Consider the following 229-nt stretch of genomic DNA (forward strand, 5'->3'; position numbering starts at 1 on the left):
ACCGCGCCCCCCTTCGGGGCCCGGCCGGACTGGGCGCGCCCGCTGGCCCCCTTGCCTTCCCGGGGCCCGGCCAGGCCCCGCCCCGCGCCGATGGTCACCACGCCGGTGCCACCCACGCCGGTGCTCCGGATGTTCCAGGGCCGCTCGACCGTGCAGCGGAAGGACGGCGCGGGCAGGTTGTCGAGCAGGCTGCTGCGCTCGCTGCGCGAGCCTTCGCGCAGCGTGCCGA

Annotated in this window: 1 protein-coding gene; it reads right to left on the bottom strand. The window is 78.6% G+C overall.

Annotated elements, in window-relative coordinates; all coding sequences use genetic code 11:
• The coding region (locus ACQG3P_RS25665) for a hypothetical protein (protein WP_426806618.1) at positions 1–229 on the bottom strand (229 nt) is incomplete at both ends.

The organism is Stenotrophomonas sp. SrG, assembly GCF_050031795.1.
Classification (GTDB): Bacteria; Pseudomonadota; Gammaproteobacteria; order Xanthomonadales; family Xanthomonadaceae; genus Stenotrophomonas; species Stenotrophomonas rhizophila_A.